Source organism: Cytobacillus sp. Bac17, from assembly GCF_024519925.1.
Lineage (GTDB): Bacteria > Bacillota > Bacilli > Bacillales > Cytobacillaceae > Cytobacillus > Cytobacillus pseudoceanisediminis.
Map to the genome: position 1 here is coordinate 116,247 of NZ_JALJRC010000014.1, position 15,433 is coordinate 131,679.

The following is a 15,433-nucleotide window of genomic DNA, read 5'->3' on the forward strand; positions in this document are numbered from 1 at the left end:
ATTTGATAGATGGTCAAAGTGTGAAGCTAGGTGAAGAATGGTTGAGAGGTTCCCTAACGGATAATGCCGAGGAAAGCTGACCAGAGGTGGTTGGTGAACCCTATAGATCTGGGTGCCGAAAAGTAAATCATGGTGAGAATGACTCAATTAAGGGTCTGACGAACTTGCGAATGTACGGGTCCTCACGCCTGAATAGCAGAAATGCTATTGCCGCTATCGCGGTGGTGAGACCGCCGATGAGTAAGAATTGTGTTTATGAAAGTCGGTATAACGAGCAATGACGTTATTGTTGTTTCACGGGCTCATAGCAAGCACCTAAAATTTACATGGATGGCTAGGAAAGATGGAACGTGGTAAACCGAAGGTACGTATTAAAACCTCTATCAAAGGACGTGTTTGTGAAAATAAATCTGCCAAGCAGTATTAAATCACTTTACTTCGGTGAAAGTGGTGGCACAGTACCATTGAAACAGGGTAATTCCTGTTGAGGGATAGCCACTAGTCATATTATAGAAAATGCAATCAATTTTCCAATTGAACTGTATGGGTCTTGTAAGAACATGGGAAATACCCTTCCAAAAGGAGAGTGGTATCCATGATACAGACAACCTTGCGACACTGGGAATATTACGGTACTACCGAATTATTCTCTAATCTCTATCTTGAGAGTAGCGAAGGCGAAACCTTTAACAGACTCTATGACCACATAATCAGTGACGAGAACATTCTCCTTGCTTATAGGTCAATTAAGAGTAATAAAGGATCTAAAACAGCTGGTACGGACAGATTCAATATCGGTAATTACAAGAACATGAACAGAGATGAATTTATCAATCTCATACATGACTTGCTTGCCGATTACGTACCTAAACCTGTTAAAAGAACCTATATTGAAAAAGCTAACGGAGGACAAAGACCTCTTGGTATCCCTTCTATGATTGACCGTTTATTACAGCAAATGTTTAAACAAGTTCTTGAACCCATATGTGAAGCAAAATTTTACAAACACAGTTACGGTTTCAGACCTTTACGGACAGCACACAACGCTGTAGCTAGATCGATGGCACTAATGAACAGATACCATTATCATTATTGCGTTGACATTGATATCAAAGGTTTCTTTGATAACGTCAATCATACGAAACTCATGAAGCAACTTTGGAACATCGGCATCAGGGACAGAAAAGTTTTAGCCATAATAATGAAAATGCTCAAGTCACCAGTAAAAGGAATGGGTATTCCAAATAAGGGAACCCCTCAAGGGGGAATCTTATCACCTTTATTATCCAATGTGGTCTTAAATGACCTTGATCATTGGGTTGCCGGACAATTTGAGAATTTCAATATTAACGAGGCTGAACTATATAAAAACCCCAGAATCGCTAAGTACAAAGCTTTATCCAAGACCAACCTTAAAAGTGGTTTTATCGTCAGATACGCAGATGATTTTAAAATCTTTGCTAAAGATCATAAAACAGCTTGGCGATGGTTTCATGCAGTTAAAGGGTACCTTAAAGATCGTCTCGGACTTAATATTTCTCCCGAGAAATCAGGAGTAGTAAACCTTCGAAAGCGGAATACAGAGTTCTTAGGATTTTCGCTTACCCTTCATAAGAAAGGTAGCAAATTCGTGACTAAAAGTAACATTAGACCTAAAAAGTTAAACAATATTAAACAGCAAGCTAAGGTTCACATTCAACAAATCTCAAAGAACCCAACCAAAGCCAACTGCCAGAAGTTTAACTCTTTCGTATTAGGTACTCATGATTACTTCAAAATCGCTACTCATGTGTATAAGGACCTCGATAAGTTATCCTATGACTTACGTGTACTCATGCATAATCGTTTCAAGAAGGACGGAAAATTTGAACGACCCAAAGACCCCACTCCTACTTACAAAAAGCGTTTTGGTAAGTTGACTCGGAAAACTTGGATCATCGGGACAGTACATCTTTTTCCCATTGTAGGACAGCAACATCAGTCTCCAATGAATTTCTCACAGGAACTAACACCCTACACTGAAGAAGGCAGAAAAATACTTCATAAGAAAATCAATGTGGATGTTTACAAGGAAATTCTCAGAATGTCTCTGGAAAAGTATCCAGGTAGTTCTATGGAATACCTTGATAATAGAATCTCCCGTTACTCTATGAAGCTGGGAAAATGTGAAGTTTCAGGTATTTTCCTATATGCAGAAGATGTTCAATGTCACCATTTCAAACCTCGTCACTTGGGAGGTACGGATGAATTTCGCAATTTGAGAATTATTCATAAAGATATTCACAAATTAATTCATGCGACCAAACTTGAAACGATTAACTCAATACTTGCTGAATTTAACTTCGATAGAAAACAGATAGAGAAGATTAATAGATACCGCAAGAATTGTAAATTGGAGGAAATTGCAATCTAGAGTTTGATGGAACGCCGTATGCGGTGAAAGTCGCACGTACGGTGTGGGTTGGGGGAAAAGGTTGAGATAATTTCAATGCCTTACCTATCAACATAGTCTCAACTTGTAGCAAACATTCTAAAATCAACGATTGTTGGGATTCCAGGTGTAGGTAACTTTGCCCCGCTCATTCCTTTGCTGAAGGATTGGGGAACCAAAAAGTTTATCTTAGCGTACGATATGGACACGTGCGTTCTGTTCTAAGTTCAAAGTATGGTAGAAATGCCTACGCAAAGACTTAGAAATATTTATAGATATTTAATCTTTAAATCTTTAAATATTTAACTCATTTTCTGAATTGATGGGGGAAGCTCCCATTGAGTTATGAAAGCAGGCATAACTACCCTAATACTCCGACATGCAAATCTCTTCCTATTATAGGGACTTGTATGAAGCTCGGTGAAGTCGGTGAAAAGCAGACCTGAAAAGTGGTTAGCGAAGTAATCGGGGGGCTAGTAACTGTCATGGCGAGGTACGCATTACTAATGCTGAAACGAATACCCTTACTAACACCTCGTAATGTCGAACTTAGCGAATACTAAAGCTAAGTGGTCTTACAAAAAGATTTTAGTTGCTGTAAGTATCTGGTGTCCGATACTTTACAGCTTTCAACCACTAAGGTTGTTAGTTCCTAATCCGCCTGCTGTGGGTGAAGGAATAGCTAACGGGGCATAGGGTGCGCCTAAAACAGTGAAATTAAGCTAGGAAAATGGGAACAGAAGAAACAGAGTAGATGGAGCCTAATAGGGGCTGTGAAATCTCAATAGCAGGAAATGGCTATTAAATCTCTGTGGCAGCAGCCCGTAGTAGTGAAGAAGCAGGGTAATTCCTGTGGAGCGAAGGGGCATAGTCTCCTAAAGATGAATTATTAAATCGCCAAATGAAATGGGAAGCCGATGAGCATAACCGATTGAACATAGGAAGGAGATGATACTCCCCTATGAAACGAGACCATTTCTTAAAGAATGAAAAAGATTTACGACGCATCCAAGATTCTTTATTCTCAGCTACGAGAAAGAGAATGGAAGAAGGAAAAACTCCGTACTTTAAGGACTTACTAGAGATAATGACATCCGAGATAACAATTACAACAGCCATACACAACATCAAATCCAACAAAGGGAGTAAAACTCCTGGAGTGGATAAGATTAAAATGGACCATTATCTCCAAAAAGGTTACGAAGAAGTAATCACCGAAATCCAAGAGTCTTTCATGCTCTACAAACCAAATCTAGTAAGAAGAAAGTTAATTAAAAAGGCAAATTCAAACAAGAAACGACCTTTAGGAATCCCGACCATCAAAGACAGGATAGTTCAGGAGTGCGTAAGACTAGTACTTGAACCAATCCTAGAAGCACAATTCTTTGAGCATTCGTATGGGTTCAGACCATTTAGAGATACTCACCAAGCCTATGCCAGAACTGTCTCACTTATATCTACCACTGGATACCAGTGGGTAGTAGAAGGAGATATTAAAGGCTTCTTTGACAACATAGACCACCGAATTCTCCTCAAGAAACTTTGGGGGATGGGGGTACGTGACAGAAGAGTGCTGATGATTATCAAACAAATGCTTAAGGCAGGAGTAATGAATGAAAAACCTATTAATGAGCTTGGTACACCGCAAGGAGGAATTATTTCTCCCTTATTAGCGAACGTATATCTTCATACATTAGATAAATGGATAACTAGAGAATGGGAGAAGAAACAGACGAAAAAAACTTACACGGAAAACTACAGCAGACTAGGGAGTTTAAGAAAGACCACGAATCTAAAGCCCGCATATTTCATTAGATACGCTGACGATTGGATTCTAATAACAAACTCGAGAGAAAATGCTGAAAAGTGGAAGTATAGAATTAGTCAGTTTCTGAAGGTTTCATTAAAAATTGAACTTTCCGAGGATAAGACACTGATCACAAAACTTACTAAGAAACCGATTAAGTTCTTAGGCTTTGAAATAAAAGCCCACAGACGGAGAAATAGCGAAGTAAAAGTGAATAAGAAACTCATTACTACGTCCAGACCTTCCCCACAAAAGATAAAAGATAAGGTTAAAAATATCAAACATCTTATAAGGAAGTTAAAGTCATGTGAGAGTAAGGAAGAAGTCATACACCAAATAAACCATATTAACCTAGTAATCAGAGGAATTATTCAGTATTACCAGCAAGCGACACTAGTGAATAAAGAGCTTAGCAGATACTCCCACTACCTCACTAGGATGGCAACTCGCTATCTGAAAAGAAGAGTGAAAGTTGAAATCGTTAAAGCTAAGCAAGTTGATAACCTTCTCTCGGTACACAAAGAAAGGAATCAACGTATCCCGGCAGTAAGAGACGGAGATGTTCTGATTGGTGTAACTAACATAGGATTTTGTAAATTCAAAATCCCAGTTTATAAAAACCAAAAAGAAACACCCTACTCAATAGAAGGAAGACAACTTTACCAAATTCGAACTAATAGAAAACCTCTACTTGAGAGAGCGGACGAGCTCATTAGCTTGAAAGGCTCTCACAAAACAGTAATTAGAGGAGATTTCCGAAACTTCGAATACTACATGAACCGATGCTATGCGTTCAATCGAGATAGAGGCAGATGTAAGATATGCACCAAAGATTTATCAATCAGTCAGGTGCAAACACATCATATTAACCCAAAACTCCCGATAAATGAAGTCAATAAAGTTGCTAACTTAGCCACTGTTCACGAAGCCTGCCACAAGCTGATTCACTCGAGTAATAACCTCACTGAAATACTAGATAACAAGGTTTGGAAAAAGGTCCTCTTTTATAGAAGGAGATTAGCTAATTAGCTAAACAAAAATAATATCTGGCGATATTAATAAGAATCATATTTGGAGATGGAACGCCGTGTGCGATGAAAGTCGCACGCACGGTGTGAAGCGGGGGAAAAGAAAGTCCTAACAGGTAAGGCTGAGGAACTTTCTTACCTATCGCTATTCTCAAAAGAGAAGATGACTCGGTAAAGTCCCAGAAGAAGCAGCAATTATTATTCGATAAAGTAGCCCAGCTGGCTACTGAGGTAAAGAATTTAGGTATCGATTGTTATCTTTGGACATGGGATATCAAGGACGGCAAAGGCCTGGATGACCTTCTTCAAAATGGAAAGTTGCCAATGGAAATTAACTTCAGGACGAAGGCAAGAAAATTGGTAAACTTAAAGGAACTACATTTAGTTTCTTAATAGGAGGAAGAATCATGCAAAGCTTTACTGCCATTGGAAGACTTACAAAGGAACCTAACCTTGTTTATTCAGGAGATAAAGCTCGATGTGAAATGGTGCTAGCCGTGGAAGACAGGGAGAGAAATCGCACAGATTTTTTTCCTGCAGTCGCATGGCATCAGCAAGCCGTTAACTGTGCCAACTATCTTGTAAAAGGACAAGAAGTGGCGATCATCGGGAAATGGAGATCATCGAATTATACGAAGAATGGACTGCCAATGACCAGGCTGGAAGTGGAAATAGAAACAATTAAATTCTTACAGGCGCCTAAGGCGAAGTAAATAAGAAGGAGAATGGTAAATCATGATGAATCGGGTTGTGCTAGTAGGACGCTTAACTAAGGATCCAGACCTAAAATATACCCCAAATGGAGTGCCGGTTGCCACCTTTACACTTGCAGTAAACCGCACTTTTACGAATCAGCAAGGGGAGCGGGAAGCGGACTTTATCAATTGTGTAGTATGGAGAAAGCCAGCGGAAAATGTAGCGAATTTCCTAAAAAAGGGAAGTCTCGCAGGTGTTGACGGGCGTATCCAGACCCGAAGCTATGAGGGACAGGATGGAAAACGCGTTTATGTCACGGAAGTCAATGCAGAGAGTGTACAATTTCTTGAACCAAAAAGTTCTGGCAGCAGAGGAGATAACAGTTCTTCTGGAGGCCAAGATTTCCCGTTCGGAAATAATAATAGCCAAAGCCAAGATAACCGTAATCAAGGTGGCTATACTCGAGTGGACAAAGATCCATTTGCTAATGATGGACAAATCGACATCTCAGATGACGACCTTCCATTCTAGTAAATTGATAAATGAGTTAAGAGAGGAAAGCCTTATTTCCTCTCTTTTTTATAAAGAATTCTAGTAAATCCAAAATAAACCCATTAACTTTTTGAGGAGGAAGTATTATGAAATTTGAAATTCAAAAGGAAGTATTAATTCATGCTGTAGGAGTGGTGATTAAAGCCATTTCACCAAAAGTTTCTGTACCGATTTTGTCTGGTCTTAAAATAACTGCTACAAGTAAAGAGATTATCTTTGTTGGCAGCAATAATGATATATCTATTCAAAAGACTGTCCCATTAGAAGAAAATGGGGATGAAAAAGCCAAGGTTCATGAAGAGGGAAGCGTTGTCTTAAACGCAAAATTCCTTAGTGAACTTGTTCGTAAATTGCCAAAGGATGATATATCTTTTACTGTTGAAAAGAATAATGTCACAAAGATTAAGTCAGGTATGTCGGTGTTCTCCTTAAATGGTTTCCCAGCTGAGGAATATCCTAAATTACCTGAAATTGAGGGAGAGGCAGATTTCACATTTTCTGCAGGTGATTTAAATTCCATCGTAAAGCAAACTGCATTCGCAGCTGCCACATCTGAATTAAGGCCGATTCTTACAGGAATTAACCTTAATTTGAAAGATGGATTGAAAGCTATTGTGACAGATTCACATCGACTGGCCATCAAGGAACTGAAATTAGCCGGTGAAGATCGAAATGTTACTATACCAGCTAAAGCATTAATCGAGCTATCAAAAGTGTTTGAGGACCAAGAGGAGCAAGTAGAGGTGATTCTTAAAGATACTCAAGCACTTTTTAAGTCTCACAACCTACTTTTCTATTCACGACTCCTGGATGGCACGTTCCCAGAGGTTTCTAGGTTATTGCCAACAACCTTTAATACAACTTTAAAGGTAGATCGAAAGGGATTAAGTGCAGCATTGAATCGTTGTTCTTTAATTGAATCAAAGAACAAGGTAGTTGTTCTAGAAGTAAAGGACAAGCAGGCTGTTTTAACGGTGTCTTCTCCGGAGGTTGGGCAAATAGAAGAATATCTTGAAGACTTTGAGATTGAAGGTAAGGATATCAAAATTGCCTTTTCCTATAAATTTACTCAAGATGCTCTAAGTGCCTTTGAAGATGAAAAAGTCCAGTTTCAATTTGTTGAAGCACTTAGACCTTTTATCATAAAAGGAGAGAAATGCGATTCAGTAACACAACTGGTGTTACCAGTTAGAACTTAATATGTTTTTAACAGAGATAGACCGATTACTTTTATGTAGTCGGTCTTTTTATTTTTTAATAAGGGATGATGGAAATGGATTGGTGTAAAAACAGGTTGAAAAATTCGAGTTCACAAGAGTATTTAGAGAGCAAAGTAAATATACTCCTTGCAGGTCCTTTAAAAGAAAGAGATCAATATGCCCAAGAAAAAGCAATTAAGTCTTTCTGTGAGGGGCTTGGATATTTAGAAGGTGTCCTTTTATTTCAACGACATATTCATCCTAGCAACATAGAGCATAGCTATTGGATTGGAAAAGAATCTGCCTACATGGAAGCTTTAAAAGAAGTGGATTTTATCGTAAAGGAAGCCATTAATAGGCAATATAGACATTTTTGTATATTCCTTTAAAGAGATTAAAAATAACTAAATTAGGATTGATACGCACAATGTCTTTAATGACAATGTGCGTGTTTTTTTAGGAGGAAAACATTGAAACATGATAAAATTAAATTAACAGAAGAACAGATAAAACAACTGGCAGAAATCTCATTACATCCGCTTTTTAAACCATTACCAAAGTCAATCAAATGCTCTTACAAATTTGGCTGGGCAAGAGGTCTTGTCATGTATGTAGAGACTATACTCCATGGTAATTGGTACAAGTGGTTGAAGATTTTAAATAAGGGGGTATGGGATTCCAATGAACCTTACCCGCAAATTGAACTTACACCAAGCGGTAGTGATGAGGTCAGGAAGATGTTAAAGAAATCATTTGAGCCGCTTCAATACAAAGGGATTCGAAGTTACGAGTTTCTTAGTTGGATTGGTTATGCTTTAGGAATTTCATGGTTTGAAAAACCAAATATTGATGATCAGTCATGGAAACATCTCTATGAGACTTTTAACTTTGATCTATTTTTACAATATCCATCGGATTATTTAAGCCTATTCTTAGCTGAAAATGGTTCATCGGGGCACCTGGATTATTTTCCAACTCCACTTCATATCACAATCGCAATGAATGTAAATTTAATAATATTTTTGCCACAGTGGCATCGATATACTTAAATATAAGTTAGGCAAATATATACTTAAATTTTTGACTGAAACATGACAATGTAGTGAATACCAGTGTAACTTTAAGCATTGCTTTAAGTTTTTTTTCTTAGGAAAGATAAAAAATTTAATAAGTATTACTAAAAAACATGAGTGTTTTACTCATGTTTTTTTGTTTTATTCTTTATAAATGAATTTGTTAAATGATTATAACATATTAATAAACGGAAACAAAAAATGCTTATTTGGTAACAGGTAACTTGTATTTTATAACGAAAAAATGTAAAATTAAAACGAGGTGGAAAAATGTATAACGAAATACTTAAGATTATTGAAGGTGGCCTAAAAGGCGACAAAGATAGGGTTGCAAATTATACTAAATTATTCATTAAAAATCTTGAAAATGAAGGTAATGAGAAATTAGCAAATAAAATTGCAAAAATTTTAAAGAGTAATAATACCCGTTTAGTTGAATTAGATTCCTTTTCAAGTAAACCAGTTGATCAAGACAGTAGGATGGAAATGGTAAGTGTAACTATCCCGACACCAAATGAAAATAACCTAATAATGAATAAATTTGTTAAACACGAAATAGAGGACTTTATTTCGTCGTATCAAAATAAAGAAAAGTTGTTACTTAACAACATTGAACAATCAAATAAAATTCTAATGTATGGGAAACCAGGAACTGGAAAAACATCTTTAGCACATTATATTAGCTGTCAAGTTAATTTACCTTTAGTCACTGCTCGTCTTGATGGATTAGTATCTTCATTACTAGGAAATACAGCTAAAAATATAAGACGGATATTTGATTATGCTAAAAAATCGCCATGTGTACTATTTTTAGATGAATTTGATGTAATAGCAAAAATTAGAGATGATAAGAACGAGCTAGGAGAATTAAAAAGGGTTGTTAATAGCTTATTGCAGAATATAGATGATTTTGATAATGGAAGTATTCTCGTGGCTGCTACAAATCATGAGCAATTGTTGGATCCAGCTGTGTGGAGAAGGTTTGATAAAGTAATTGAACTACCCTTACCAAATGATGAAGAAAGAAATCAAATTATTAAAGAATATACTAAAAATCTTGGAAATAATTTTATTGAAGATCCGAAGAAATTAAAAAGTCTCATCATATCAACAAGTGGTTTTTCACCGTCTGATATTAAGTTAGTTATAAATAACGCAATTAGAAAAGTAGTATTAAAAGAAAAAGGCGAGTTGAAAAATTCTCACATATTATACGAAATATTCTTAGTTAATAATAGGAACCTCATTAATGAGGAACGATTAATTATTTTTTTGCTAAAAAATGGTATTAGTCAAAGGGAAATTAATTTAGAATATGATATATCTCTAAGAAAAATTAGAGAATGCTCAAAAAAGTTAGAGGAGTGATTGAGAATGGCTGAAAGATTACCTATCAGATTATTTGAAAAAAGGGATCAAGATGTCCTAAGAACGGAAGCCGGCGGTTCATCAAGCCTTCCCAAATGGGTTCTGTCAGGTGAGGAATTAAGAGCGAAGAGTGCGGAAATATATACTTCCTTAAAAAGTATTGAAGAAATAATTAAAATGAAAAACACACCGGATTTTGTACCGACTATAGTTAAAGTGGAGATTGTCGAAAAAGCAAAGGCAAAAAGCCATAAAAAAGAAGTGAGTAATTTTTTTAAAGTAAATAAAAATAGTGGAGAGATAGGGTTAAACGGTGATAAGGAAGTAATTATGAAAATAGACTCACGTAACTGTCTAGATTCAATTGTAGAAAAAACATTAAAGTTTGATAAAAATAAGTATCCATTGTCAGCTATTGAAAACGTTACTGAATATGAGCCAATTATTAATATTGATGAAGAACATCAAAATTACAAATTGAAAATGTTTAACTACCATTCGTATGAAACAAATCGGGTGGTTAAAGAGTATTTACAAAAAGAATTAAGGCGCAGAGGATTACAAGTTGATGAAGTAAAGTATTCAAAAGACCTTACTATATTTAAAGTTAAAAATATAACAGTTGATACGATTCCATATTTAAAAACATTACCAATTCATTCAATAAATCCGATGCCAAAGTATACGATTAATAAGACTGAGGAAATTGAAAATTTTAATACGCTAATAAAGCTGGAATTCGATAACACATTGAAATATCCTGTTGTAGGGGTGCTAGATTCTGGCATAGAAATTAATGAATATAATAGGGATTGGGTTGTTGGGAGAGAGCAATATTATATTGATGAGGATTTAAGCACAAATCACGGGACATTCGTCTCAGGTATAATATTATATGGCGATAGACTTGAAAATACAGTTTATACAGGAATTAATGGCTGCAAAGTATTGGATGTGCCTGTTATATCTACAGATACTGATGAAGATGAATTAATCAGTAATATTAGAAGAGGAATCTCAAATAACAAAGATATTAAAATATGGAATTTATCTGTTAGTGTTAAACAAGAAATTGACGATGAGAATTTTTCCGACATCGCTATGGCAATTGACCAAATTCAAGACGAGTTTGATGTTATAATCTGCAAATCTGCTGGAAATTGTTCATCCTTTCAACGTGGTTATCCAAAGGGTAAGATACATACTCCTGGAGATTCAGTTAGATCTATTGTAGTTGGTTCAATTTGCCAAGAAACGGATGAGGTAGGCTTTTCAAGAAAAGATTACCCTTCTCCTTATACTCGTATTGGACGAGGACCAGCTAAAATAATTAAACCGGATTTAGTCCATTATGGAGGAGATGTTTGGAAGGAGAAGAATCAGGAATTCGTCAATAAAGGAGTAAAGTCACTATCTAGAATTGGACAAATAGATAGTGACAGTGGTACAAGTTTTTCAACTCCTCGAGTATCTGCTATTTTAGCAGGATTGCAAAATGAAATCAATGAGGATTTCGATGCATTAACGTTGAAAGCTCTACTAATCCATTCCGCAAATTATGGTGAATGTTATGATATGAACCCTAAAGATAAACTTGAGCAGATGGGGTTCGGCAAACCTAAAAATGTTCAGGATATATTATATAGTAATGAAAATGAGATAACATTAGTATTAAGAGATACATTAGGAAAAGGTAAGTATGTTGATATTATGGACTTTCCATACCCCAAAAATTTAATTCAAGAGGGCTATTTTGAAGGGCAAATTACAGTGACTCTAGTTTATAATCCAATTCTCGCACCAAACCAAGGTTCTGAATATTGTCAGTCTAATATTAATGTGCACTTCGGAACTTACGAAGAAAAAGTTAATAGAGATGTAGAGAAAAGAACGATTTTAAATCCGATGGGAAGAGGAGAGCACTCTAAAAACTTATTAAACTCCAATTTATATAGCAGAAAAGTGGATTACTCATCAGATACTCCATTTGCTACAGAAAGAATGTTAATAGATTTTGGAGATAAGTTTTACCCAGTAAAGAAATACAGCATTGACCTTTCGGAAATGACACCAGCAAATAAGGAAAAATTCATTAAGGTAAATAGGAATTGGTATCTTAAAGTGGAAGGGTTATATAGAGACTTTATTGAGAAACAAGCTTTAGAAAATGATGCTGATTTGAGTATGGAGTATTGTGCAATCGTTACTATAAAAGATCCTAATAGACAAAATGATGTATATAGTGATGTTGTTAGTTTATTAAATAATAATAACTTTATTCATAGAGATATTAACATTAATATTGATGTTCGTGTTCAAAATGAACTCGACGAATAAATGGAGTGAAGACTTTCATGCCAATAGATTTCAATAAATTCAAGAAGAAAGATGCACTACCTAAAGAGGTAGATCCAATTAAAATTTACGATGGGTTGGCAAGAAGTGGTGGGCTGAATGACTTATGGAGAGGGCAATACTTAGCTTTAGAAGAATGGCAAGATAATCGTGATGAAAAAGAAGTTACAATTAGTTTGAATACTGGTGGAGGGAAAACGGTAATAGGATTGTTACAGGGGCAATCAATAGTAAATGAAACTTTAGGTAAGGTATTCTATCTTTGTGGTTCTATTCAACTAATAAAACAAACCGAAGAGTTTGCTAGTTCTATGCCTTTAAAAGTAGCTACTTATTATAATCGGAATTTAGAAAGAGAAGCAGAATTTAATAAAGGTGAAGTACTTTGCTTGACTACCTACCAAGCTATGTTCAATGGGCTAAGTAGGTTTGCAAGGGAGCCGATTTTAGGATTAATATTTGACGATGCTCATGTAGCCTCTCATATAATTCGTGATCACTTCACATTAAGAATAACTGATGTTGAATTTGCAAATTCTTATTCAACACTCGTTAATTCAGTTAAGAGTTATTATGATCAAATTCACTCAGGACAATTGTTTGATCAAGTAGTAAATCAAAAAAATGACCCTGCAATCCTATTTATCCCAACTTTTATTTGGGAAGAAATTAATGTAAAAGTTACGGATGTCCTTCTTAGCGAGGGTGTTGCAGAAAATAAGTCTACAAAATATGCATGGGAGCATTTAAGGGATAATCTGGACTTATGTGCGGTGTTTCTTACATCCCGTTCAATCGAAATCACACCATTTTTAGCTCCAGTACACCTTTTGAAATTTATGCAACATTCAACAAAAAAAATATTTTTGTCTGCTACCGTCCAAGATGAACCAGACTTTATCAGGTCATTTGGCTTTAGGTCTGGAAAAAAAATAGAGCCAAAAACAAGAGCTGGTGAATCTGAAAGACTAATAGTTACCCCTTATGTAAAAAAGGAGATTTCCGAGTATTTGTTTCAGCATATTATTCAACTTAGTAAGTCGAGGAAGATTCTTATTATCCCTAACAGTGAACGTAGGGCACGTAGATGGAGAGAACACGAGAGTAGATTTAGTAGCAAGGACTTCTCAGAGAAAGTCAATGAATTTAAATCTTCTTCTACAGGCCTATTAGTTGCACCTGCTCGATTTGAAGGGATGGACTTTCCGAATGACACTTGTAGATCCCTAGTAATTGATGGACTACCTTCTGGGACAGGGCTGTTAGAAAAGTTCCAGTGGAATTCATTAGGTGAAGTTAGAGCTTTACAAGGTACCATTGCTTCAAGAGTGGTGCAATCCATGGGGAGAATTTCCAGAGGTAATGATGATTATGGAATTGTTTATCTTTTAGGGAATGATCTGGCTGACTGGATAACTCGTAAGTTAAATAGAGAAAGACTACCAAGTTATATTCGAGCGCAGTTAGAGCTTGGTGAGAGGATCACAGAAGAATTAACCTCTATTGAGGAACTTCAACAGTTTGAGCAAGCAGTACTTGAAAGAGAAGATGGTTGGAGTGACCTACACCAAGAAGAAATTAAGAATGCATTAATTGAAAAAATAAGTGATGAATCTGAATCAAAGTCTAAAGAAGAAAAATTTGATATTGAAGTTGCAATCTCTGAAAGAAGTTTTATTCGTCACTTTTGGAATAGGGAATATGCTAAAGCTGCAAAAGCACTTGAAACAAACTTGGACAAGCTGTTTGAAGAAGATAAAGGTTTAGCTGCTTGGCATTCCCATTGGATAGGTTATTCGTATTTGAAATATGGTAATCAAGATATAGCATATAAGTATTTTAACAGATCTGCAAAAAGTTTTAAGGCCCTTGGTTTGATTCCTGATCATAATGAAAAACAAGTAGTAAGCACAATAATACCTGATGAAGAAACACAGGCAGGAAGAATTATAAAGTTCTTAAGTACAAGAGGAGAAATAAATTATGGTACCTTCTCTCAATTAGATGACAGGCTTGCACCATTTTTTAATGCTGCTAGAGTATCTTCAAATTCTTATGAGGAAGCGTTAAGGTGGCTTGGATTATATTTAGGTTTTCAAAGTAGTCGGCCTGATAGTGAATCGGGAATTGGGCGTGGTCCAGACGTATTTTGGTTATCACCGGAAGTGGCGATTATGATAGAAAGTAAAGAGGAAAAGTCCGGAAAAACTCCTTATAGTAAAAAGGAAGTTGGGCAATCATTTAATCATCTTGAATGGATTAACGAAGAATTTCTTGATCATAAATTTTCTTGGGAACTTGTAATAGTTGGTCCTGATATAGAGGCTGCACCGGCAGCTAGCCCTAGTGAGGAGATGAAAATACTTTTACCAGAAGAGGTAATATCATTAGCAAACCGTATTCGCCAATTATTATTTGATACTTGGAAGAAATCTACACCATCAACTTTTTATTCAGAATTAGAAAAAAATCTTGCAGAAGGGGAATTAAAACATATGGATATTCTAAATTTAATTCCGCAACGGCCAATTAGAAAAAGTAATATGAAATAGAAAATGGGGGATTGGGTTAACTTCCAATTCCTTTATTTAATATGTGAATGTTTTTTTGAAATGAGTGATAATAATGACTTATTGTTATGGTTGGAAACAAAATGGTAAGGTATTTATGGTTGGAGATACTTTATTTTCAAATAAAAAAGAATCATCTAAACTTAATACATCTATAGGTGAAAAATCAGGGAAATATGGTATTTATTTTGTAAGTGAAAGGGCTTCAAAAATATTTAAAATAGAAAATGTCTTGATTGGATTTTCTGGTGATGATTCCTATATTAATGATATATTACAAATTTTTGATTGGAGCTTGGTGTGAACGCTAGAATAAAGTTGACAGTTTTTGCTTGATAAGATTTTACACTTCTG

11 protein-coding genes are annotated in these 15,433 nt (G+C 35.7%); all 11 read left to right on the plus strand.

What is annotated here, in order from left to right; translation table 11 throughout:
• Nucleotides 1-595: 595 nt before the first annotated feature.
• The gene (gene ltrA, locus NR125_RS17030) at nt 596-2,413 is read left to right on the plus strand and encodes a group II intron reverse transcriptase/maturase (RefSeq protein ID WP_256815776.1); all 1,818 of its coding nucleotides are present in this window, start codon (nt 596-598) and stop codon (nt 2,411-2,413) included.
• A 979-nt stretch (nt 2,414-3,392) separates the two neighbouring features.
• Nucleotides 3,393-5,267, plus strand: a complete 1,875-nt coding sequence (ltrA, locus tag NR125_RS17035; protein WP_071159960.1) for a group II intron reverse transcriptase/maturase — start codon at nt 3,393-3,395, stop codon at nt 5,265-5,267.
• A 406-nt stretch (nt 5,268-5,673) separates the two neighbouring features.
• Nucleotides 5,674-5,979: a single-stranded DNA-binding protein gene (locus tag NR125_RS17040; protein WP_256815778.1), complete on the plus strand. Its 306-nt coding sequence runs from the start codon at nt 5,674-5,676 to the stop codon at nt 5,977-5,979.
• 22 nt (nt 5,980-6,001) lie between these two features.
• On the plus strand, nt 6,002-6,493 hold the full coding sequence (gene ssb / locus NR125_RS17045; RefSeq protein WP_256815780.1) for a single-stranded DNA-binding protein: 492 nt from the start codon (nt 6,002-6,004) through the stop codon (nt 6,491-6,493).
• A 107-nt stretch (nt 6,494-6,600) separates the two neighbouring features.
• Nucleotides 6,601-7,713: a DNA polymerase III subunit beta gene (gene dnaN / locus NR125_RS17050; protein WP_071159965.1), complete on the plus strand. Its 1,113-nt coding sequence runs from the start codon at nt 6,601-6,603 to the stop codon at nt 7,711-7,713.
• 74 nt (nt 7,714-7,787) lie between these two features.
• Nucleotides 7,788-8,102: a hypothetical protein gene (locus tag NR125_RS17055; RefSeq protein WP_071159967.1), complete on the plus strand. Its 315-nt coding sequence runs from the start codon at nt 7,788-7,790 to the stop codon at nt 8,100-8,102.
• Between the two features lie 81 nt (nt 8,103-8,183).
• Complete coding sequence (locus NR125_RS17060; RefSeq protein WP_071159969.1) at nt 8,184-8,762, plus strand: hypothetical protein; 579 nt, start codon at nt 8,184-8,186, stop codon at nt 8,760-8,762.
• A 294-nt stretch (nt 8,763-9,056) separates the two neighbouring features.
• Nucleotides 9,057-10,154, plus strand: coding sequence for an AAA family ATPase (locus NR125_RS17065; protein ID WP_071159971.1), 1,098 nt, complete (start codon nt 9,057-9,059; stop codon nt 10,152-10,154).
• Between the two features lie 6 nt (nt 10,155-10,160).
• Complete coding sequence (locus NR125_RS17070; RefSeq protein WP_071159973.1) at nt 10,161-12,491, plus strand: S8 family peptidase; 2,331 nt, start codon at nt 10,161-10,163, stop codon at nt 12,489-12,491.
• A 17-nt stretch (nt 12,492-12,508) separates the two neighbouring features.
• On the plus strand, nt 12,509-15,061 hold the full coding sequence (locus NR125_RS17075; protein ID WP_071159975.1) for a helicase C-terminal domain-containing protein: 2,553 nt from the start codon (nt 12,509-12,511) through the stop codon (nt 15,059-15,061).
• Nucleotides 15,062-15,134: 73 nt separating this feature from the next.
• Complete coding sequence (locus NR125_RS17080; RefSeq protein ID WP_256815782.1) at nt 15,135-15,383, plus strand: hypothetical protein; 249 nt, start codon at nt 15,135-15,137, stop codon at nt 15,381-15,383.
• Nucleotides 15,384-15,433: the final 50 nt, after the last annotated feature.